Annotated in this window: 14 protein-coding genes; 8 read left to right on the forward strand and 6 right to left on the reverse strand. The window is 35.7% G+C overall.

Annotated features, from left to right (window positions below; all coding sequences use genetic code 11):
* Positions 1-98: 98 nt before the first annotated feature.
* Positions 99-2,342: an nSTAND1 domain-containing NTPase gene (locus tag FW778_RS04285; RefSeq protein WP_150413349.1), complete on the reverse strand. Its 2,244-nt coding sequence runs from the start codon at positions 2,340-2,342 to the stop codon at positions 99-101.
* A 9-nt stretch (positions 2,343-2,351) separates the two neighbouring features.
* Positions 2,352-3,653: a toll/interleukin-1 receptor domain-containing protein gene (locus tag FW778_RS04290; protein ID WP_150413350.1), complete on the reverse strand. Its 1,302-nt coding sequence runs from the start codon at positions 3,651-3,653 to the stop codon at positions 2,352-2,354.
* A 291-nt stretch (positions 3,654-3,944) separates the two neighbouring features.
* Here FW778_RS04290 and FW778_RS04295 point away from each other — a divergent pair, with 291 nt between their 5' ends.
* The 3 genes from FW778_RS04295 (at position 3,945) to FW778_RS04305 (ending at position 6,678) form a co-directional block, all read left to right on the forward strand.
* Positions 3,945-5,027: a catalase family protein gene (locus FW778_RS04295; RefSeq protein ID WP_150413351.1), complete on the forward strand. Its 1,083-nt coding sequence runs from the start codon at positions 3,945-3,947 to the stop codon at positions 5,025-5,027.
* A complete protein-coding gene (locus FW778_RS04300; RefSeq protein ID WP_150413352.1) occupies positions 5,020-5,421 on the forward strand; it encodes a nuclear transport factor 2 family protein in 402 nt (133 codons plus the stop codon). The genes FW778_RS04295 and FW778_RS04300 overlap by 8 nt, the downstream gene beginning before the upstream one ends.
* 63 nt (positions 5,422-5,484) lie before the next feature.
* Positions 5,485-6,678, forward strand: coding sequence for a DUF1624 domain-containing protein (locus tag FW778_RS04305; protein ID WP_150413353.1), 1,194 nt, complete (start codon positions 5,485-5,487; stop codon positions 6,676-6,678).
* Between the two features lie 85 nt (positions 6,679-6,763).
* Here the strand turns inward: FW778_RS04305 and FW778_RS04310 are convergent, their stop codons facing one another.
* Both FW778_RS04310 and FW778_RS04315 read right to left on the reverse strand, forming a co-directional pair.
* Positions 6,764-8,173: a Dyp-type peroxidase gene (locus FW778_RS04310; protein ID WP_150413354.1), complete on the reverse strand. Its 1,410-nt coding sequence runs from the start codon at positions 8,171-8,173 to the stop codon at positions 6,764-6,766.
* A gap of 12 nt (positions 8,174-8,185) precedes the next feature.
* The gene (locus FW778_RS04315; protein ID WP_150413355.1) at positions 8,186-9,448 is read right to left on the reverse strand and encodes a hypothetical protein; all 1,263 of its coding nucleotides are present in this window, start codon (positions 9,446-9,448) and stop codon (positions 8,186-8,188) included.
* 222 nt (positions 9,449-9,670) lie between these two features.
* On the opposite strand from FW778_RS04315, the gene FW778_RS04320 reads away from it, so the two are divergent.
* Together FW778_RS04320 and FW778_RS04325 are read left to right on the forward strand one after the other, a co-directional pair.
* Positions 9,671-14,734: an adenylate/guanylate cyclase domain-containing protein gene (locus FW778_RS04320; RefSeq protein WP_150413356.1), complete on the forward strand. Its 5,064-nt coding sequence runs from the start codon at positions 9,671-9,673 to the stop codon at positions 14,732-14,734.
* A gap of 86 nt (positions 14,735-14,820) precedes the next feature.
* Positions 14,821-17,745 (forward strand): FAD-binding and (Fe-S)-binding domain-containing protein, encoded by a 2,925-nt coding sequence (locus FW778_RS04325; RefSeq protein WP_150413357.1) that lies wholly within the window; start codon positions 14,821-14,823, stop codon positions 17,743-17,745.
* Between the two features lie 74 nt (positions 17,746-17,819).
* Here the strand turns inward: FW778_RS04325 and FW778_RS04330 are convergent, their stop codons facing one another.
* Positions 17,820-18,290, reverse strand: a complete 471-nt coding sequence (locus FW778_RS04330) for a ferritin-like domain-containing protein (RefSeq protein ID WP_150413358.1) — start codon at positions 18,288-18,290, stop codon at positions 17,820-17,822.
* 192 nt (positions 18,291-18,482) lie between these two features.
* Between FW778_RS04330 and FW778_RS04335 the strand changes: the two genes are divergently transcribed.
* From FW778_RS04335 to FW778_RS04345, 3 genes are all read left to right on the forward strand, one after another.
* Positions 18,483-18,857 (forward strand): SpoIIAA family protein, encoded by a 375-nt coding sequence (locus FW778_RS04335; RefSeq protein ID WP_150413359.1) that lies wholly within the window; start codon positions 18,483-18,485, stop codon positions 18,855-18,857.
* A gap of 259 nt (positions 18,858-19,116) precedes the next feature.
* Positions 19,117-20,028: a DnaJ C-terminal domain-containing protein gene (locus tag FW778_RS04340; protein WP_150413360.1), complete on the forward strand. Its 912-nt coding sequence runs from the start codon at positions 19,117-19,119 to the stop codon at positions 20,026-20,028.
* A gap of 17 nt (positions 20,029-20,045) precedes the next feature.
* The gene (locus tag FW778_RS04345; protein WP_150413361.1) at positions 20,046-20,324 is read left to right on the forward strand and encodes a chaperone modulator CbpM; all 279 of its coding nucleotides are present in this window, start codon (positions 20,046-20,048) and stop codon (positions 20,322-20,324) included.
* Between the two features lie 4 nt (positions 20,325-20,328).
* Here FW778_RS04345 and FW778_RS04350 read toward each other — a convergent pair whose 3' ends face one another.
* The gene (locus FW778_RS04350) at positions 20,329-21,675 is read right to left on the reverse strand and encodes an APC family permease (RefSeq protein WP_150413362.1); all 1,347 of its coding nucleotides are present in this window, start codon (positions 21,673-21,675) and stop codon (positions 20,329-20,331) included.
* Positions 21,676-21,793: the final 118 nt, after the last annotated feature.

Consider the following 21,793-nt stretch of genomic DNA (forward strand, 5'->3'; position numbering starts at 1 on the left):
AAGTAATTAATCTTCGAATAGATTTAACCGTTAGAACCAGGTAAACCAGGTATCACGTCATTTGAAATGGCCAGACCTATAATTTTTAAGAACTACTATTATCTTACAATTTCTGAGTAATCCATCTTAGGTGTTGTTTCGTTACCAGCCGCCTTTTTCGTTACCGTTTTATACGGCCCGTAATTGGCACAAATTTTTATAAAGTAATCGCCTGGTGCCACATCCGGGAACGAATAGCCATCGTTACCATATATTGCCTTTTTCACACCCTGAGCTTTATTAAGATTGGCAAAATCAAAATGATTATCATAAACTTTTGAATCCCTTATTATCTTCTTATTGGCAGATACGTCAGGAATTAGATATATAACTAAATTATTAGGAATGGTCTCATTTTTTGAGGAATATAAATTCAATTGCAGTTTATTATTATCCACGGGTACAGAAGGCTGGTCATTCTGAACTGGAGCGGCTTTACTTGATTTTAATTCATTATAATTTCTATTTAAAAGATCATAATCGCTGTTTAATTTATCATACTTATTTCTTAAAGTATTATAATCGCTTTTTGAATTATCCAAATCATTTTTTACAGAGTTATAATTAGTTGTTAACTGGGCGTTAGTTGTATTCAGCTGTGTAAATTTCGTATTTAACTCCACATACCTGTTTTCAGCAGCTATACTATCATTATGTTTATCGCTTCGTAATTTTTCTAAATCAGTAAAGTGCTGGTGCAACACATTATTAATAGAGTCGAAAGAATTTTTATTAGTAGTTAGTTCTGCCGCCAGCGATTTCATTTTCTGATCCAGGTTGCTGATGGTACTGTCTAGCAGAATATTTTGTTTTAATAACGCGGATACTTTGCTGGTGTCATTTTTATCGGTGCTCAACAAACTGATCCGTTGTTTAACGCTATCTAATTTTATAGAATCTCTTGTGATGTCCTGTTTGATGAGTATAGTTTCCTTCTCTGCTTCTGCTTTATCCCTGCGTGCTTTTTTTGTAGTGAAAAACCATATAACTCCCGCAATTACAATCGAAAAAATAAGCGACGCAGTAATTATTTTTACTGCCCTTTTTTTTGCTCTGGCTCTCGCTGCTGCCAGGGCAATTTCTTTTCTTCTTTTCTCCCTATCATCTTTTATTAATGGAGTTAGTACGTCATGCGAAAGCTCAATCGTAGTACCATCATCCCGCAAAAAGTATTTTCTTTTCAATACTTCAATTCCAGGCAACAGGCTATTATCAATTTCATTTATTCCGTACCTCGTTCGATAGCCTTCATCAGTAATTAATTTATCTTCTGCAAATTCATTAACCGGGTTTGACGCATTATCATTTACTGCTTTATTTGCTTCGGCTAAAACTTCATCATAAATAGATCGAAGAATAATTTCTTTGGGATATTTATTTAAAAATTCTGATGATATTTTATTGCTGCCTTCGATGATTCTTTCTTTATCTATATACGAACATACCTGGCTCAAAAGTGATGGTTCAATTTCCATCACATCATAACTTCTATTCTTATCTTTTTCATTGATAAAAAATCCAACAATTTTATTTGCCTCCACAGCATCAATATTTTCCCGCCATGTTTTGGTAATTACATCGTAGGCCTGGTTGCCATTCATTGGCATTAACCTAAACCTGGAATATTTTATGGATGGAATTTTTGACGTGATGTTTTCAAATTCAGGAAGAAATTCTTCCCTGAAAGAAAAGAGAATTTTTATTTTTTGATTGCTGTATCTGTAATCAATTTGTTCTTTTTCGTTAAGAAATTTTTCTTTTAATTTTTCAGGAATAGAATTTTCGATAAGATCGGCGAGTTCTTCCCAAAAGTTATTTAATTCTTTACCTGCAAAACGGGCACTTCTTTTTGCAAGGGTAAAGATCTCTTCAAACTGATCGAAAATTAAAATGGGCGTAATACTTTTCCATAATTGTTCCCTATGGAAATATTCCCATAATGTTTCATCCTTTGGATACGACTCTACCTTAAAACCATACTTATCAATCTCTGATTTTAAAATATTTTTTATTTGAGTTACCAAATCGGGGCTATCCTCACTAAACTCAAGGCGTATACGAAAAGGAAGACAATAATTTTTACGCAGGCGCGGGAATACACCGGCATTTAATAAAGATGTTTTACCGGTACCCGATTTTCCAAAAACTATGGTAAGCGTATTTGCTTTTACAAGATTAGTCAGGCGATCAATCTCTTCATCCCTCCCATAAAAAATATCGGATTGCGCTTCGCTATAAGATTGTAATCCTATAAACAAAGAAGCACCCGGTTTTTGTAAAGGCTCAATAGTTGTTGATGGCATAGTTTTCAGTTATGATAAATTGAGCGTTTCTCTTATTTGATTAATAAATTCCTGCCCCGGATTGCCTGCAGGAACTTTGCCTATACTTAATTCAGAAAAGTATTTTGGAACATTGTTATCATAAGGATTGGTATCATCAATCACAACAGGCATCAGGTATTTACTGGTGTTGCCATCTATCTTCCGGAAAGTATTTACATTGTCGGCCGTAAACCATTCAAGTTGTACATAACCATCTTTATGCAATAAACTATTTGCAGAAATAAGTGGGATAAACAGATCGGCAGATTTTATATTTTTTGCAATCTCTGTTTTAAAATCATCACCGGGAACAATTTCACGGTTATCGTACCAGCAGGTAACATTACTAATTCCTTCAATTGCTTTTTTAAGATTTTCTACCGCTTCTTTATCTTTTACTGTGTAGCTTAAAAAAACCATTTTGTTTTTTACTGACGCTGGATTTTTTTGTTTCCACCGAGTGGTAAGTTCTTCAACAAAATCTTTGGTATTGCCTTCATATGTTACCACATCATAGTTCTTCAAAAATTCATATTGCTTTTTCTTTACATCCGACATATCATTTACTACAATAATTGTTCGTTTGCTGCCCCAGTCGTGCATGGGTTCATTGGACAAGAGACGAAGAATGAAACGCACCATCCAATCAGGAAAGGCGCACCCAAGAAACAACAGGTTTTTATTTTTTAATGCATTTATAATATTAGCTGAATTTTTTATTCTCTCTTTAAAGTGTCCCGTATATTCCAGCATATCTTCTTCGCTCAACGCAGGGTCAACAGTATTAAGCAATGAACCAAAAACATTAAACACAAAAGGAGCCTTTAGTTTATCAAGATCGTCGGCATCAGAAAATGGTTCGTTGATGGAAAAGTTAATAGATGTAGCCGCTTGCTTTCTTATAGCACTTAAATTATTTTCCAGCACGTTATTATAAACCGCGGTGTTCACGTAATAATTAAGATCCGTTATACTTAAGAATTGAGTCAATAAAGGAAATTCAAAATTAATTTCCCTGAGCATTAATTTTAATTTGCGAATGATATCCATCGTCTTTACTTTTTTTTCATTCACCAGGTAATTGACCGCCTGCGTAAGAGTTAACTCTTGCTGGTCGCTAATATGATATTGTCCTAGCATTTGTTGGGATAGATATTCGTCAACAGGGATAAGCAAATCATCCTGCTTAAACTTATACATTTCTTTGCCTAAAATCGGCGTTAGCTGCCGGTCGGTAATAAAGTCAAGTAGTTCATCCCAATCACTTTGTTCTGATAAATTCTTATTCATAAAATAATACAGGTATAATTTATGAAAGGCCGCAAAACGGTTATTACAAAGGATCTACGAGATTGTATGAAGATAACAAAATTTAGTAATTTCCGATAATTAAAACGCAATACTCCAGCCATTTATAAATTAGTTTATAGAATGATAAAAATATAGGTGGAGTTATTCTTTCATTAATAAAAAATTGAAACGAGCTTAATTTTTTTTTAATGAAGAATGTACCTATCTTTTAAAATATTTTTGGACCGCGATGCCTATGAGGATGCCTGCAATTAATAAATTGAAAATTCAATGAAATCAACACAGGCAAAAAATAAAACTTTACTTCCCGGGCAGGAATACCCTGAAAAAAACGAAGAGCAAATTGCGGGAAAAATAGTGGAGCTTTTACAAAAACAAATGCTTCGCTTATATAACAAAAATAACCAAAAGCAGCTCCGGCAAATTCATCCGAAAATGAATGGATGCGTGAAAGCAGAATTTATTGTTGATAAAAATTTACCCGACGAATTAAGAGTAGGAATATTTAAAGAAGCGACCTGCTTTCCTGCATGGATCAGGTTTTCCAATGGCGATACCAAACCATTACCTGACTGGAAGAAAGATATAAGAGGCTTTGCTATTAAGATAATGAATGTGCCGGGTAAAAAAATTGTTGAATCGAAACGTGACGGCGGCAATCATGATTTTATTTTAATGAACACGCAAAATTTTGTATCAAAAAAAGTAAACCACTTTTTTCGAATACTCAAGGTAGTTACTGTTCCTTATAAACCAGGAACTTTTTTTCCAAAACTATTTTCGGTTATACGAAGTGTACCAATTTTAGTGAGAGCGACAAAGGCTAAAATAAAATGCGATCATCCCTTCAGTATTTCTTACTTCAGTACAGTGCCTTACCGCTTTGGAGATAAAACAAAAGCGGTAAAGTATGCGGTAATCCCATCTGAAGAAAATAAACTCGTTTACACCGATTCAAAAAATAAAGATTTTTTACGGGCAAACATGGTGGCCACGTTATCGAAATATGAAGTTACTTACGGGTTCTTCATACAGTTTCAAACAGATCCGGAAAAAATGCCGATTGAAGATCCAACCGTAGTTTGGGATTCCCCATTAGTCAAGGTGGCGACTATTCGAATACCAACCCAGGTTTTTGATACACCTGAACAAAATGATTTTGGAGATAACCTCTCTTTTAATTCATGGCATGCGCTTCCGGAGCACCAGCCATTAGGCAATTTCAACAGGGTAAGAAAAAAGATTTATGAAGAAATGTATGCCTTCAGGCACAAGCATAATAAAATAAAAGATGTAGAACCATCTGCAAATTCTGATTTTTTTAACGGCACAAATATAAACCAGCATGGATAAGGCAAGTAATCAGCAAATTATTGAGGATATGTATAAGAATTATGCAGCCGGAAATATGAGCGCTGTATTATCATGTTTCGATAAAGACATTATTTGGGAAAGGCCGGGCGCACCTTTCATTCCGTTTTCAGGAAGTTTTAAAGGTATTGAAGAAGTAACTAAAATGTTTGCCATCCAGGCTACAACATTATCCATTAAAAAATTTGTACCGGAAAAAATTTGCACCAATGAAGATACAGTTGTAGTATTTGGGGATGATGAAGTTGATGTTGTAGCAACGGGCAAAACATATTCAACAGACTGGGTGCAGTCTTTTACTCTAAAAGATGGTAAAATTATATGCGTTCGTGTTTATTTAGATACCAAAGCAATAGCTGATGCATTTTTAACTTAACAAAGAATGGCCGCAGAAGTTGAAGTACCCTAATAATAGTTGTTTAATTTAACCAATGCTTGCATGCAAAAGGCTCTAATCACAAATAAAGCCAGAATTGAATCTATCGATATACTTCGCGGATTAGTTATGGTCATTATGGCCCTGGACCATGTAAGGGACTATTTTCACGTATCTGACGATCCGCTTAACCTTGCCACTACCACTCCATTTCTTTTTTTCACAAGATGGATCACTCATTTTTGCGCACCCATTTTTGTATTTCTTTCGGGTACTTCCATCTATTTACAGAGCCTGCGAAAAACCAAAAGGGTACTTCAGTCTTTTTTAATAAAACGGGGACTATGGCTGATTTTTGTGGAGGTAGTATTCATTTCATTTGCCTGGACCTATAACCCAAGTTATAACCTCATTATTTTCCAGGTTATCTGGGCCATCGGCATCAGTATGGTATTATTAGGTTTGCTGATAAGATTGCCTTTCAATTTTATTTTAATTATAGGATTAGCAATTGTTTTTGGACACAACCTTTTGGACATACCCGAATCAACACCTGGTTTTAAGGCAGGGTTTTGGTGGGATCTTTTGCATCATGGATTTTTCGCATTTTATCCAATAACGCAAAATCATGTTCTGCTTATCTTGTATCCTTTTCTTCCATGGACAGGCCTCATGATGCTGGGTTATTGTACTGGTTTATTTTTTTCACCAAAATATTCAGTTCAACAGCGGAGAAAAATCTTAAACAGAATTGGTATTGGTTTGATCCTGCTATTTATTGCAGTTCGCTTCATAAACGTTTATGGAAATCCTGAAGCATGGAGCACACAAAAAAATGCTTTATTTACCATACTTTCATTTATTAATGTACATAAATACCCGCCATCATTATTGTATATGTGCATGACCATCGGGCCTGCCTTCTTACTTTTATCGTTATTTGAAAGAATACAAAATCCCTTTACCCGTACGGTGCGTATTTATGGAAGAGTGGCATTCTTTTATTATGTAATTCATTTGTATTTGATTCATTTGATTTCTGCTGTTTTCTTTATTGCAAAGGGTCACTCATTTCAGGAAGGAATACACGTAGGCGGCGGTTTACCATTTTATTTTTTGGCAGCCAATGACGGGTACAGCCTATTTATAGTGTATGTGATTTGGATGTCCGCGGTAATTGCCTTGTTCCCTTTGTGTAAATGGTACGATAATTATAAAACGAATCACAGAGAAAAATGGTGGTTGGCTTATTTGTAAGAATTTAAGAAAAATGAAAAAAATCAGGTTTAGTCCTGATATTATTTATTCTACATTTTAGGTCAAAAAAAATCAAATTTGGATCCTAAATAGTACTTAAATATTCCACTACCGTTCTTGACGGAAAAAAGAAATAGGCGCCGCCTTTGACGGTTACAAAGCTTTTCAAACCATCAATATATTTATTATGTGCTTCGGTAGGAATGGTGAATTGTTGTACCACTCCCGGTTCGGGATTTTCCTTCACACCTATGAATGGATCAGGGTCAGCATACAATTGTTTAAACTTTGGATAATTGGCCCAACTGTATTGAATAAATTCAAACTGGCGGTTAATATCCGCATTAAAACAACCAAACAAAATTCCAACTTCGTCTACGGGTGTATGTTGGGTGGCAGAGGCTGTATATTTTTCTCCATAAGAACGAACTCTTCGCATAATACGATGTTTCTTTGTAAGCTGCAATGATTCAGCAGGCCCGGTTTCTTCAAAATTATCCCTGGGGTTGGTTCGCCGAACGTGAGAACCGAACGGGCATTTTAAGCCCAGTCTATCGGTATCAGTGTAAACAAAGTCATTATCATCGGTGAGGATGCCGGGGTCTTTATCGGGAAATTTTACTAAAGGAGCTCCGCCGGGCCAACGCCCCATCATTTTCGCCGCCAGTTTAGTACTTTCTTCGTGGTTAAATGAGCCATCTTCATTTTTACTTTTTTCATTTAAAAAACTCCAAAAGCCGTTTACATCTTCTTTAAGTTGGCGCAGCACAAAATAAGTTCCATTACGGCCCAGGTCTTTTTTTCCTTTTTCAATCGGATCATCAGGAAGCATATTTATATTTCCCTGCTCATTTATAAGAGAAGGCGAATCAGGGTAAACGTTGTATTCATTTTTATAACCCATTAAAAATTCACCCGGTTGAATATTATCATTTTGAATTCCGGTTACTCCGCTGCCGATAATTGCCGGTTGCGAAATACTCTCTCTGAAACCAAAATGCTCACGTCCTTCCGGAAATGTTTCACCATTTAAAAGAAAAACTTCTTTGAGGCCATATTCCACAAATTCCTTGCGGAGTTGTTGCGTTTGAGTGTTTATGTTCTCCTGCGTTGAATTAAAAACCATGAGCATCAAATGTATTCCTTCATTTTTAGTACCACCCCAATCCCAATTCGATGGATCGTTACTATCGTGATCGCCCAAAAGCCTTTGACGGTGAGGCGTTACCATTCCCTCGCGAAATTCGCGGGTAAAAGCCCGAAGGTTATTTTCGTGCAATCCCAATGCACTTAATCCTATACCTGTAAATCCAATATTTATAAATGATTCTTCATCTTTATCAACAACTGTTGTAATTTTTTTCGAAATATTTTCTATAAATCTCTTTGCCTTGCTGGCGTCGCCAATTTGCAGTAGAAAATATTTTGAAACCGGCATTTCTTTATAATCTCTTACAAGGAAACCCTGGATTTCTGAAAGTTCAAGTTCTTGCATTCAATTTTTATTTTAAATTCTTTTAAGAAATAATTGCGCCTGTTCTTCAGTAAGATTTTTCCATAATTCATTTCTTATTAAAGTATTGTTGACGATATTTTTTATAGAAAGATGATGGTAAGCGCTATACCAAACCTGTGTGAGAATTTGCGTACCGCGGCTCCAGGCTAAGAAATGCTCTTCATCATAAGCGCCACCGGTAAATAAAAATCGTGTCTCTGGAAAGTTTACAGTGTTACTGAAAATTCCTGTTAGTCCCCAGCCTGACTTATCAATAAAATCGCAGAGGTATTGGTTCCAGCTTCCATCGAAATTGCTGAAGAACATCATGTGTTTATCATTATCAATTAAAACCCATCGCGCAAAATGAATCGTCGGAATTCCCATGAGCTTCCCTTTTACAAAAAAATTCTTTATTAAAGTTCTGGCAAATAACATAAGGGCATGAACAGTAATTAGTCTCACTTTTCCTGGCTTCATTACCAACACCTGTGTAAACTGGTTTTGATTAAACAGGTCTTCATCGGCCTCAAGCCTGCGCACGAGGTCATCGTTTAACTGGCTTCGTGTAGCCGTACAGTTAGTATCTCTCCGTTCATAAAAGAAATACAGTATTAAAATCCAGGGGATGATTATGGGCAATAAAATTATCATTATTAACACCATCAATATCATTCCGGGCCAGTTGGTGGAAGGTGTATTTACACTTTCCTTTGACCACGCCAACTCCGGATCAGCATTCACTTTTTCGCGAAGAAACTTTTGGATCTCCAGGGCCGATTTGCCATCCCAGTTATTTTTATTGATGATATTCCATAAGTATTTCTGTAACGTATCTTCCTGCTTAATCTGCTGTAAACTTCGCCCCGGGGCACCCACATAAAAGGCTGTTGTATTTACTTTCCACTTTGAAAGATAACTTTTGCGGGTCTCAGTATTTCTCATTCCTGGTTCTGGATAACCTTCACAGCACTCGTATAACTCATCAAAATATTCAGGAAAAATAGTTACCAATCCATTTATGTGCTCATCCTCACCTCCATCAAAATTTGATGAAAAAACCAGTCTTTCGGGGAGCGGAAATGCAGTTTTATCTCTAAAAGAATCTTCACGAAGAATAAACCATCTTGCATAGTGCAATGTCCCTAGCTTATTAAATCTTTCATTAAGCCCCACGTTGAGCCCTACTTTAAATCTTTCAAGAATTTCATTAAGCTTTTCAATGCAATCCTGTCTTACTGGTGTAAGCAGCGTTAAGGGGTTCTGGCTTATCATTATAAATTATTAAATGCTGAGGGTGTTTTTACAGGAGAACTCCAAGTTACAAATAAAAATATATTTTAAACAGTACTTACACTTATATGAGAAATATTTAATAAAGTTGGTTTAACTTCAATTAAAACTAACGTACCTATAAAAAATAAAGGGAAAATTAAGAACCCTACCTCTGGAGAAACATAAATTGTAAAAAATCATCACTTTCCAAACAATGCTGTAATGATAAAAAATATAGATCATTCAAATGTTATTCATTATGGTTTTGACACGTTAATAATTAAGACGGGCACCAACGGTCTTAACAAGCCTTCATGCATAAAAGTTTTAAAAGAAGAATTTCCATCAAAAGAAACATTAGCCCAGCTCGAAAATGAATTTGAAATTTGCTATAACGCTAAATGCAACTGTATTAGAAAAGCTTTTAAAAAAGAAACCCAGGATGATCATTTGGCGATTATTTTAGAATACATTGAAGGCCAGGACCTGGGCAAGATTTTGAATTCCTCAAATTTAAATTTTACCGGGCAATGCGCATTAGCTACAGATATTACATCTGCTTTAACGGCTTTACACCAAGAAAAAATATTTCACAGGCGCATTCACCCGGGTAATATTTTAATCGAGCAGGCTACTAATAAGGTTTTTTTCATTGATTTTGGATTAGCCACAGAGGGAAATATTATCAATGAAGAAATAGATTCTTTTCACGAAAAGGAAATTGACGTTTTAAGATACATAGCGCCTGAACAAACGGGCCGCATCAATCGTTCGATTGATATAAGAGCAGATCTCTATTCATTGGGAATAATTCTTTACAGGCTTTTTACCGGCGAATTGCCTTTTGAAAGCTCCGACGGGCTGGAATTGATTTATTCGCATATAGCTAAAACACCGGTTGAACCTTATGTTCTTAATAAAGAGTTGCCAAAAGTTATTTCTGATATAATAATGAAGCTGCTGGCAAAAAACGCTGAGGATCGTTACCAGTCTGCATTTGGCGTAAAATATGATCTCGAAAAATGTTTAGAACAATTGCTGGAAACCGGCAAGATAGAAAACTTTCCAATCGCAAATTTTGACTTTTCAGGAAAATTATATTTTTCGGAAAAATTATATGGAAGGGAAAAAGAGATAACTTTTTTAAATGAACTATTTGAAAACTGTACTAACGGTCACAAACAAACGCTTTTAGTTTCGGGATATTCAGGAAGCGGGAAATCTGCCTTGGTTGAAATTCTAAAAAATTCTGTATCGCAGAAAAATGGCATTTTTATTAAAGGAAAATTTGACCAGATCAGTTCTGATACACCCTACTCTACTTTTGTGCAGGCGTTTAATGAAATGGCGCAGTTAATTATGGCCGGCGATAATATTTTCCAGGCCAAATGGAAAAAAAGAATAACCGATGCACTGGGAAATTCCGGAAAATTATTAACGCAGTTTATGCCCGGCATTGAAACGCTGATTGGCAGACAAACCGACGTTCCTGAATTAAAAGGTCTTGAAGCACAAAACCGGTTTAACTATGAATTCACCAGATTTATTAAAGCTATTGCAGATAAAGATTCTCCATTAGTAATATTTGTTGATGACCTTCAATGGGCCGATGCTTCTTCATTAAACCTCTTTAAAATTATTGCCGAAAACCGGGATATTGAATATGTAATGCTGGCTGGCGGATATAGGAAAAACGAAGTAGATGAAAAGCATGTGCTCACAAAAAAATTATCAGAACTTAAAGAAGATCACGTTGCTTTTGATGAAATTGACCTGCAGGATCTTTCGTATGATGATGTGTTTAAACTTATTTCAGATGCTTTATCTACCAGGCAGGAAAATATATCTTTCCTGGCTGATATTATTTATAACAAAACAAAAGGAAATGCTTTTTATGTAAGACAATTTTTAAAATCAATATATGATGAAGGTTTTCTTCATTTCGATTTTGAAGTGATGCGCTGGCAATGGAATACCGATCTTATTTTACAAATGAATGTGTCGGGAAACGTAGTAGAGTTGATGACTTCTTTTATTTTAAAGTTGCCCGATAATACACTTGATCTATTAAAAATTGCTTCCAGTATAGGAAACAGGTTTAGTAAACGAAACCTTTCTGTAATAAAACAAATAAGCGAAAAAAATGTAGAAAGTTTATTGAAACTCTCCGTAACGGAAGGTCTCATCATTCCATCATCGACCGAATATAAGTTTGCACATGACAGAATACAACAAACTATATATTCATTAATACCTGATGGAGAAAAAGCGGCACTACATCTTTTAAACGGACAAAGATTATCGGCACATTTTAATGAGGCAGAGTTTGAAGAAAAATTATTTGAGCTGGTAAACCAATGGAATCTTGGCGCCGAAAAAATCTCCGAAAAAAAACAAAAACTTTATCTCGCCAATCTGAATCTTACTGCAGGCCATAAAGCGATTGCATCTACAGCATACCCGCAGGCATTGCAATACTTTGAAAAAGGTTTAAATGTATTAGATGAAAAAGATTGGGAAACACAATATGATCTCTTGTTTCAAATTACCACTAATGCTGCAGATGCCGCTTACTTATCGGGCCAATATGACAAGGTTGATCAGCTGGTAAATGCCATATTCAAAAACAGCAAATCTCTTATAGATTCTGCCAAAGGTTACGAAATAAATATTAAAAAACTGATTGCGCAGAACAAGCCTTTAGATGCAGTAGAACTTGGACTTACTATCTTAAAAAAGTTTGGAATTGACTTACCACTAAAGCCGGGCAGGCTGCAGGTTATGAAAGATCTTCTACAAACCAAATTTTTGCTCCGCAATAAAACAATGGATTATTTCAACAGCCTGCCTGAAATGAAAGATGCGGAAAAAAATGCTGCGATGAGAATTCTATCAGATATTTCTTCGGCTTCATTTTTTGCAGTTCCCAGCCTCGTTCCTTTGTTGGTTTTTAAAATGGTAAGCCTTACTGTTAAGTATGGTTTATCAAGAAAATCGCCATTCAGTTTCGCAGCCTATGGTTATATCTTAAGCGTTTATTTAAACGAAGTTGAAAAAGGAATCGCCTTCGGTGAAATTGCCTTGCACCTTGCTAAAAAAATTAATGCAGAAGAATTGTTCGGTTCCATTATGGTTACCAGCAATATCTTTTTAAATCATTGGAAAAAACCATTTATAGAAACCATTAACGATCTTGATAAATCTTTTAAAAGTGCCCTGGAATCAGGCGATAACGAGTATGCGTCTTACGCGGCTCACAATACGGTTTACCAGTTATTTATGATGGGTTATCCTTTGCATGAACTTTCAAAAAAAGCTGAAATGCTGGATTTGAAAATTGAGAAATTTAAACAGGATCTCACTTTAAAAAGATTACGTGTATTTCGCCAATCTATAGCTAACCTCATCCAGGAAACAGAAAAACCCGATGTACTTACCGGGAATATATTTGATGAGGCTGAAATGGATATTATTGATGTAACTAAAAGCAATGAAATTTATTTTCAAAATCTATACCTGCAGAAATTATACCTCGCTTTAGTATTTAATCTTAATGCCAATGCAAAAAAATATCTTGATTTAGCGGAACGTTTCCAAGAGAGTGTAAAGGGCACTGCATTGTATCCGTTATTTTACTATTACCGTTCACTCCTCATTTCAGATATCACCTTAAGTGCGCCTTTAAAAAGAGAAGTGTTGGCGCAGATTACAAAGGATATTCACTTATTAAAAAAGTATGAAAAATTTTGCCCGCAAAATTATAGTCATAAAATATTTTTACTCGAGGCTGAATTTAATTATTTAAGTGGCGATAATGAAACCGCAAAAGTATTGTATGACAAGGCGCTAAAATTTGGAACAGAAAACGGTATGACCAATGACCTTGCATATTGCTGGGAACGAGCAGGCCGTTTTTTCGTCAATACAAAACAGGAATTGCTCGCAAATTTTTATTTGCAAAATGCTTACCGCGTCTACAAGCGCTGGGGTGCAGATGCAAAACTGACGCAGATGGAAAAACAGTATTCCCAACTCAGGGGTGGTGGCGGTGCGGAATGGCAAATTGATTTATCACAACCCGCGAGAGAAGGAAATGGAAATATGGACCTTGAATCCGTTTTGAAAGCATCATCAGTTTTATCAGGTGAAATAATTTTGCCGAAGCTTTTGAAAAAGATGATGCAGATTATTTTAGAAAATGCAGGAGCGCAAACAGGTTTTCTTATCATGGAAAAAAAGGGGGAAAGATATATTGAAGCGGAAATAAAAGCAGGCAATGAAGAAATAAAAATATTACAATCTGTCCCTGTGTCAAAAAGCGATTTGCTTGCAGAATCTGTTTTAAATTATGTGTACATGACGCAGGAAACAGTTATACTTGATGATGCCTGTAAGAGCCCGCTTTTTGGTAATGATTCTTTTATAAAAACTCATGAATGCAAATCAATTCTTTGCATTCCGTTATTGAACATGGGTAAAATTCAGGCGGTTATTTATCTTGCCAACGACTTAACATCAGGAGCTTTTACTGAAAAGCGTGTGGGTTTATTAAAATTATTAGCAGGGCAAATGGCTATATCAATTGAAAACGCTTTATTCTATAGTGAACTTGAACATAAAGTGGAAGAAAGAACAAATGAATTGAGAATTGAAAAGAAAAAGTCTGATGATTTATTATTAAATATTTTGCCGGAAGATATTGCGAATGAATTAAAACAAACCGGAAACACAAAACCACGCAGCTATGAAGTGGCAACGGTAATGTTCACCGATTTCGAAAATTTCACCAGCAAAAGTGAAAAGCTTTCACCTGAAGAATTGGTTGCAATAATAGATACATGCTTCAAAAAATTTGACGAAATAATTTCAAAATATAATATTGAGAAAATAAAAACTATCGGTGATGCATATTTGTGCGTTAGCGGTTTACCGGATAAAAAAGATCACAGCCCGGTTAACGTTGTAAAAGCTGCGATTGAAATAGTTGATTTCATTTACTCATTTCGGCAGGATGCAAATGAAAATAGTTATTTTGATATTCGTATTGGCATACATACCGGGCCGCTGGTTGCCGGCGTGGTAGGCGATAAGAAATTCGCATTTGATATTTGGGGCGATACCGTAAATACGGCATCACGTATGGAACAGAACAGCGAGGCAAATAAAATAAATATTTCGCAGAGTACGTACGACCTTGTAAAAGACACTTTCCACTGTAAATTTCGAGGTAAAAGAGCTGCTAAAAATAAGGGAATGATAGAAATGTATTTTGTTGAGCGGGATTAAAGAATAGCTGAATTAATTTTTGCATAAAATCAAGTCGACCTATTTTAAAACGTTATAGCTTTACAATCTTTAAAGAATTTTAAGCTATGAAAGAAAGGTTTGATGAATTATCTGCGCAATTAGAAGGCGAACTTTATTTGGATGATACTATGAGGATATTATATGCAACTGATGCCTCTGCTTATGAAGAAATGCCTTTGGCTGTTGCCATTCCAAAATCTAAAAATGATCTCAAAAAATTAATTGCTTTTGCTGCAGCAAATCATACATCTTTAATTCCGAGAACTGCAGGAACGTCGCTTGCGGGGCAGGTTGTTGGAAATGGAATTGTTGTGGATGTATCTAAAAATTTCACGCAAATAATTGAATTAAATAAAGAAGAACATTGGGTGCGTGTACAACCGGGCGTTATACGTGATGAATTAAATATGTTTTTAAAACCTTATGGTTTATTTTTCGGCCCCGAAACTTCCACAGCCAACCGCGCTATGATGGGAGGCATGGTAGGAAATAATTCCTGCGGATCCAATTCAATTGTGTACAGAAGCACACGAGAGCATCTATTGGAAGTGGATGCATTACTTAGCGACGGAACTGAAACAACATTTAAAGCATTGAACCTTGATGAGTTCCACAATAAATGCGAAGGCAATAACCTGGAAGCAAATATTTATAAAACTGTAAGAAGTTTATTGAGTAATTACGACAACCAGCTGGAGATACGAAAAGAGTTTCCAAAAAAAACTGTTGAGAGAAGAAATACAGGTTATGCAATTGATATATTATTAGATTCGGCCCCTTTTACAGTCGGCGGAACGGATTTTAATTTTTGTAAAATTATTGCAGGCTCAGAAGGAACATTAGCTTTTATAACTGAAATAAAATTAAATGTCGTTCCATTACCACCAAAGGAAACAGGTTTATTATGTGTTCATTTTAATTCTATTGATGAATCTTTGCGGGCAAACCTCATTGCTTTAAAATACAAGCCCCTGGCGAGCGAACTGATTGACCATTACATTTTAGAATGCACCAAAGACAATATTGAACAAAGCAAAAACCGCTTTTTCGTAAAAGGCGATCCTGCAGCAATTCTTGTAATAGAATTAACTGCGTCTACGCGTGACGGTATTATCAGTTTAGCGACTGAATGCGAAATTGAAATGCGAGAAGCAGGGTTGGGATATCACTTCCCATTGCTGTTTGGTGAGGATACAAAAAAAATATGGATGCTGAGAAAAGCCGGCCTTGGTTTATTGGGTAATATGCCCGGGGATGAAAAAGGAGTTCCTGTTATTGAAGATACTGCTGTTGATGTTAATGATCTCCCCTCTTACATAAATGATTTTCATAAAATATTAGAGAAATATAATTTGCATTCAGTGCATTATGCGCATGCCGGTTCCGGGGAAATACATCTTCGTCCGATAATCAATTTAAAAACAGTTGAAGGAAATCACCTGTTCAGGATTATTGCAGAAGAAGTTGCAGAATTGGTAAAAAAATATAAAGGCTCTTTAAGTGGCGAACATGGCGATGGAAGATTGCGCGGAGAATTCATTAAACAGATGGTGGGTGAAAAAAATTACGAGCTATTCAAAACAATTAAGCATGCATGGGATCCAAACAATATCTTCAATCCTAACAAGATTGTTGATACGCCTCCTATGAATACGATGTTGCGATATAAGCCCGGGCAAAAAACACCTGCCTTTAAAACTATATTCAGGTATTACAACCAGGATGTATTACAACATGCAGAACAATGTAACGGTTCCGGCGACTGCCGTAAAACTCATTTGTCCGGTGGAACTATGTGCCCATCTTATATGGCTACAAAAAACGAGAAAGATACTACACGTGCACGGGCTAATATCTTACGTGAATTTCTTACTAATTCAGAAAAATTAAATCGTTTTGATCATAAAGAAATTTACGACGTAATGGATTTATGTTTGAGTTGCAAAGGTTGCAAATCAGAATGTCCTTCAAATGTGGATGTAGCTAAATTGAAAGCAGAATTTCTTCAGCAATATTATGATGCCAACGGCGTTCCATTCCGTTCGAAGCTTATTGCCAATTTTAATAAGTCTGCAAAATTGGGTGCTATGGTTCCCGGCATATATAATTTTATGGTTAGCAATGCCGCTACCGGCAAACTTATAAAACGATTAGCCGGCTTTGCCGAAAAACGTTCCATGCCTACGATTCATAAAATAAGCTTAGAGAAATGGTTCCGAAAAAGGAAGAAAAATACTTTAGCAACTAATCAATCTCCCCGCAAAAAAATCTATTTATTTTGCGATGAATTTACCAACTACAACGATACAGAAATTGGCGTTAAAGCAATTTTACTACTGGAAAGATTAGGATATGAAGTTACCATACCAAAACATGAAGAAAGCGGACGGGCATGGCTTTCCAAAGGATTAATAAGAGACGCTAAAGTTATTGCCAATAAGAACATAACGTTATTAAGCAAACTCATAAACGAAGAAACGCCGTTAATAGGCATAGAACCCAGTGCTATACTTACTTTCAGAGATGAATACATTGACCTGGCTGATGATGCAAATTATAATGCCGCTAAAGAACTCGCCAAAAATGTTTTTTTAATTGATGAATTTATTGCGAAAGAAATTGACAATGGAAATATAAATTCTAATTTATTTACTAAAGAAAAACGCCTGGTAAAATTGCACGGGCATTGCCAGCAAAAAGCATTATCCTCTTTAACTACTTCTGTAAAGATGTTGTCCTTTCCTGAAAATTATTCTGTTGAAGTTATTCCTTCGGGATGTTGCGGAATGGCCGGTTCATTTGGTTATGAAAAAGAACATTACGATTTATCAATGAAAATTGGTGAGTTGGTTTTATTACCTGCAGTACGTAGTCAATCAAATGAAACAATTATTGCTGCGCCCGGAACAAGTTGTCGCCACCAGATAAAAGATGGAACAGGAAGAAAAGCTTTGCATACAATTGAAGTTTTGTACAATGCTTTAAACTGATTAATAAAAAAAATTCTCATAGTAAAAAACCCGGTTTTTAAGCCGGGTTTCACATTTAATCTTTAGTCTTTAATCTAAGAATTTACTGCTTCCTGAACGTCTCTGTATTTTTTTATAAGATCATGAGACGTTTTTAAAGAAGACTGTTGATCCGTTATCAACTGTCTTGTTTCAGCACTTATTTCCGCATCCGATGCTAATGCAGCTTTGTAGGCTTTTTGTGCCGCATCTTCACCAAATTCGCATGATGAGAGAATTGCATGCCTGTCTTTACCTGAAAATGTGGCTTTCACATCCATCCATGCCCTGTGAATCTTACCGCTGTTAGTGGTGCCAGTTGCAGCTTCCCCGCCCAACCTGCTAACTTCGTTCGTTAGTTGTGCGGCGAATTTCCTGCTCTGGTCGGCCATTTTATTGAACGTCGCCTGCAGATCTACATCAATTATTTTTGCCTCGTCGGATGCATTTACATACCCGGTAGTTCTGTCATTGTTTATACGGATAAGATCATTTAAAACTTCGGTTAATTTTTCATTAGTATTCATAATAATTATTTTTTGTTTCTATTATTAAAACTAAAACTGTGCCATGCGGTTTTGTTGTATGAATGCAATGTATTCAGCTGAATGTCATTAACAGAAGGGGAAAATTTTCTACTTATACTTCGTGCGTGTTCATTTTCTTATGAGTAACTTTGGAAAGAGGGACAGAAAATTTTTAAATTTTAAAATAATTTTATGATTGAAGTCATCCCCGGAATGCCTCCATACGTCACTGCCTTTCGTGCAACAGGATTTGTTACAAAAGATGATTATTATAAAGTGATAAATCCTTTTGTAGAAAATGTTGCTACAACTTTCGGAAAAATCAATTACATGCTCGTTTTAAATACATCATTAAAAAATTATACTGTGGGCGCATGGATACAAGATGGATTGCTCGGCTTAAGATATTTTTCCAAATGGAGAAAGCTTGCGATAGTTACTGAAAAAGATTCCATAAAAAAATTCACTGATACTTTTGGAATATTTATTCCCTGCCCCACGAAAGGTTTTAAAATGGATGAACTCAGCAAAGCCAATGAATGGATTTCAGATTTAGAAAAGCATTGAAAAATTAATAAGCATGTAATGATGCTTTTATTACAGAATCTTTTTGAGAAGCATTCAATAAGTAGTTATAATTGTATAAAGTAGTTTCCCAATCGCTATATACAGGATTGGGTAAAACGATAAACCGGTTACCAAATTCAGCAGTAACATCATATACATTCGTACCGGGTTTTTTAATTTTACATTTGTTTTGCTTACAATGTTATTTTAATAACGCTTAATTTTATTGAGGATTAAATTTAAAAGCTAAACTAATATAATGGATTTTGTTGATTATTATAAAACACTTGGAGTAGCTAAAAATGCGTCAGCAGATGATATAAAGAAAGCCTATCGCAAACTAGCCCGAAAGCTTCATCCCGACCTGAACCCCAACGACAAAGAAGCTCATAAGAAATTTCAGCAGATAAATGAAGCTAATGAAGTATTGAGTGATCCTGAAAAAAGAAAGAAATATGACCAGTATGGGCAGGATTGGAAACATGCTGACCAGTTTGAAAAAGCAAAGCAACAACAGGGCTCGCGAGGTTTCGGCGGAGGAGGCTTTGGCGGGGAGAACTTTGGGGGTGGCTATACTTATTCATCTGATGATGATTCCGCATTTTCCGATTTTTTTGAATCGTTATTTGGTGGTTCCGGAGGAAGGAAAAGAAGCCAGGCAAAATATCGGGGGCAGGATTATAGTGCCGAACTGCATTTGTCCTTAACCGATGCATCTAAAACTCATCAGCAAACTCTTACCATCAATGGCAAGAATGTTAGAATAACTATACCTGCCGGCGTTGAGAACGGCCAGGTTATACGATTGAAAGGTTACGGTAGTCCAGGCGCTAACGGCGGACCTAACGGAGATTTACTCATAACATTTGTTATTAGCAATAATACTTCGTTTAAGCGTGATGGTAATGATTTATATAAAACAGAAGATATTGATTTATATACAGCTTTACTTGGCGGAGAAAAAACCGTTGATACAATGGATGGAAAAATTAAGCTAAAAGTAAATGCCGGTACGCAGAATGGAACAAAAGTAAGGTTGAAAGGAAAGGGATTCCCTGTTTATAAAAAAGAAGGAGAGCATGGAGATTTATACCTGACGTGGAATATAAAAATCCCGACTAACTTAACCGAAAAACAAAAGCAATTATTTACTGAACTATCGAAATTATAAAACTTAAAAATTTTGAAATGGAGCAGGAAGAATTAATACCCGCCAATGATTTTTGCATACATCATAATATTGAGTATTCATTTATCAGCTCGTTGGAAAACTCAGGATTGATAAGTGTTACATCAGTTCAAAGCTCAACCTATATTCACCCGGATGAAATACATAAGCTCGAAAAATTTGTGCGGCTTCATTATGACCTTGATATAAATATCGAAGGAATTGAAACAATCAATTATTTGCTCGAAAGAATAGAAGAGATGCAAAGAGAGATTGTGAGTTTGAGAAATAAAATGTAGGTAATTAATTATTTTTAAAAGGCCACTCTGCCTTAATCTTTGCTTTTATAAAATAAACAATCGTTCCTAAACCGATTATGAATAATCCCCAATTCATTAGTTTACTCCCTGTGGAAATTAAAATAAAAATCCACATAGCAATTGCAAGAATTACAGGCACAGGAAATAAAGGCATCTTATAGGGAAATTCAATTTCGTTTTTTTTACTTCTCAATAATAACAAACCAATCGCCTGTCCTATGAATTGAATCATAATGCGCATGGCTAATATAGCGCTGATAACTTTACTTAAATCGGATACAAAAACCTGGCTGAACACAAATGCTAGGCCTCCCATAAACAATAAAGAGACATAGGGAAAATTTTTTGTTGAATGAAGCTTACTAAAAATCTCGAAGAATTCTCCATCAGCGGCTGCAGCATACGGAATACGGCTGTAGCCCAGCGTTGCAGAAAAAACTGATGCAAATGCAACCCACAAAATTAAACAGGTTGCAACTTTAGCAGCGCCATTGCCCGCGAGTATTTGTATAAACTCACTCACAACAAATTTGCTGTCTTTTGCATGCTGCCAGGGAATAACACTTACTACACTTATATTCATCATTAAATACAAAAAAGCAATACCCGCTATGGATATAAACATACTGCGTGGAATATTTTTAGAAGGGTTTTTTATTTCGCTACCCAAATGACAAACGTTATAATAACCGAGGTAACTATAAACAGATTTTACACTTGCAAAACCTATTGCAGTAACAAAAGCGTAATCCAAATGTATGCCTGTATTAATATTTTTTATAGGCGTTAAAAAATTTCCATGTGCAATGCCGCCGCCAATAATCCAGAACATGGTGATGATAACACCACTCCAAAGAAACATGCTTATTTTGCCAATCGATTCAATCTTTCTATATAATAAAATGATTATTAAAACTACCACGCTACCACTTACAATTTTTTCTGTGATGGAAGTAAGTGGTACGAGATAAGAAAAATATTTCGCAAACCCGATCGCAGCAGAAGCAATAACTAACGGTGCCTGAATCATTGTTTGCCACACGAATAAAAAACTCATCATTTTGCCCGCGCCATTTTTTCCGTATGCTTCTTTTAAAAAATTATAGGAACCTCCCGCTTTAGGAAATGCCGCACCCAGCTCACTCCATATCATAGCATCAACAATTGAAAGAAGGGCCCCGGCAACCCATGCATATAAAAAATACGGGCCATTCATCATACCAATAACCATTGGCATTGTAATGAATGGACCGATACCAACCATATCAGTCATATTTATGGCAGTAGCCTGGCCAAGGCCAAGCCTTCTTTCTAAAACATGTTGCGGCATTTAAAAACTAAATTGAATAAAAAGAATTTGATTCCGGGAAATGCATTAAGGTGTAAAAATACAAAAGCATGATAAATGAATCGAATTCATCCATCATGCTTTATAAAAAGAAAAGAAC

Origin of the sequence: Ginsengibacter hankyongi, assembly GCF_008710285.1 — a bacterium.
Lineage (GTDB): Bacteria > Bacteroidota > Bacteroidia > Chitinophagales > Chitinophagaceae > Ginsengibacter > Ginsengibacter hankyongi.

Bases quoted from the DNA above. Each gene is read 5' to 3' on its own strand.
- FW778_RS04285 (WP_150413349.1), bottom strand. From the start codon at position 2,342: ATGCCATCAACAACTATTGAGCCTTTACAAAAACCGGGTGCTTCTTTG.
- FW778_RS04290 (WP_150413350.1), bottom strand. From the start codon at position 3,653: ATGAATAAGAATTTATCAGAACAAAGTGATTGGGATGAACTACTTGAC.
- FW778_RS04295 (WP_150413351.1), top strand. From the start codon at position 3,945: ATGAAATCAACACAGGCAAAAAATAAAACTTTACTTCCCGGGCAGGAA.
- FW778_RS04300 (WP_150413352.1), top strand. From the start codon at position 5,020: ATGGATAAGGCAAGTAATCAGCAAATTATTGAGGATATGTATAAGAAT.
- FW778_RS04305 (WP_150413353.1), top strand. From the start codon at position 5,485: ATGCAAAAGGCTCTAATCACAAATAAAGCCAGAATTGAATCTATCGAT.
- FW778_RS04310 (WP_150413354.1), bottom strand. From the start codon at position 8,173: ATGCAAGAACTTGAACTTTCAGAAATCCAGGGTTTCCTTGTAAGAGAT.
- FW778_RS04315 (WP_150413355.1), bottom strand. From the start codon at position 9,448: ATGATAAGCCAGAACCCCTTAACGCTGCTTACACCAGTAAGACAGGAT.
- FW778_RS04320 (WP_150413356.1), top strand. From the start codon at position 9,671: ATGATAAAAAATATAGATCATTCAAATGTTATTCATTATGGTTTTGAC.
- FW778_RS04325 (WP_150413357.1), top strand. From the start codon at position 14,821: ATGAAAGAAAGGTTTGATGAATTATCTGCGCAATTAGAAGGCGAACTT.
- FW778_RS04330 (WP_150413358.1), bottom strand. From the start codon at position 18,290: ATGAATACTAATGAAAAATTAACCGAAGTTTTAAATGATCTTATCCGT.
- FW778_RS04335 (WP_150413359.1), top strand. From the start codon at position 18,483: ATGATTGAAGTCATCCCCGGAATGCCTCCATACGTCACTGCCTTTCGT.
- FW778_RS04340 (WP_150413360.1), top strand. From the start codon at position 19,117: ATGGATTTTGTTGATTATTATAAAACACTTGGAGTAGCTAAAAATGCG.
- FW778_RS04345 (WP_150413361.1), top strand. From the start codon at position 20,046: ATGGAGCAGGAAGAATTAATACCCGCCAATGATTTTTGCATACATCAT.
- FW778_RS04350 (WP_150413362.1), bottom strand. From the start codon at position 21,675: ATGCCGCAACATGTTTTAGAAAGAAGGCTTGGCCTTGGCCAGGCTACT.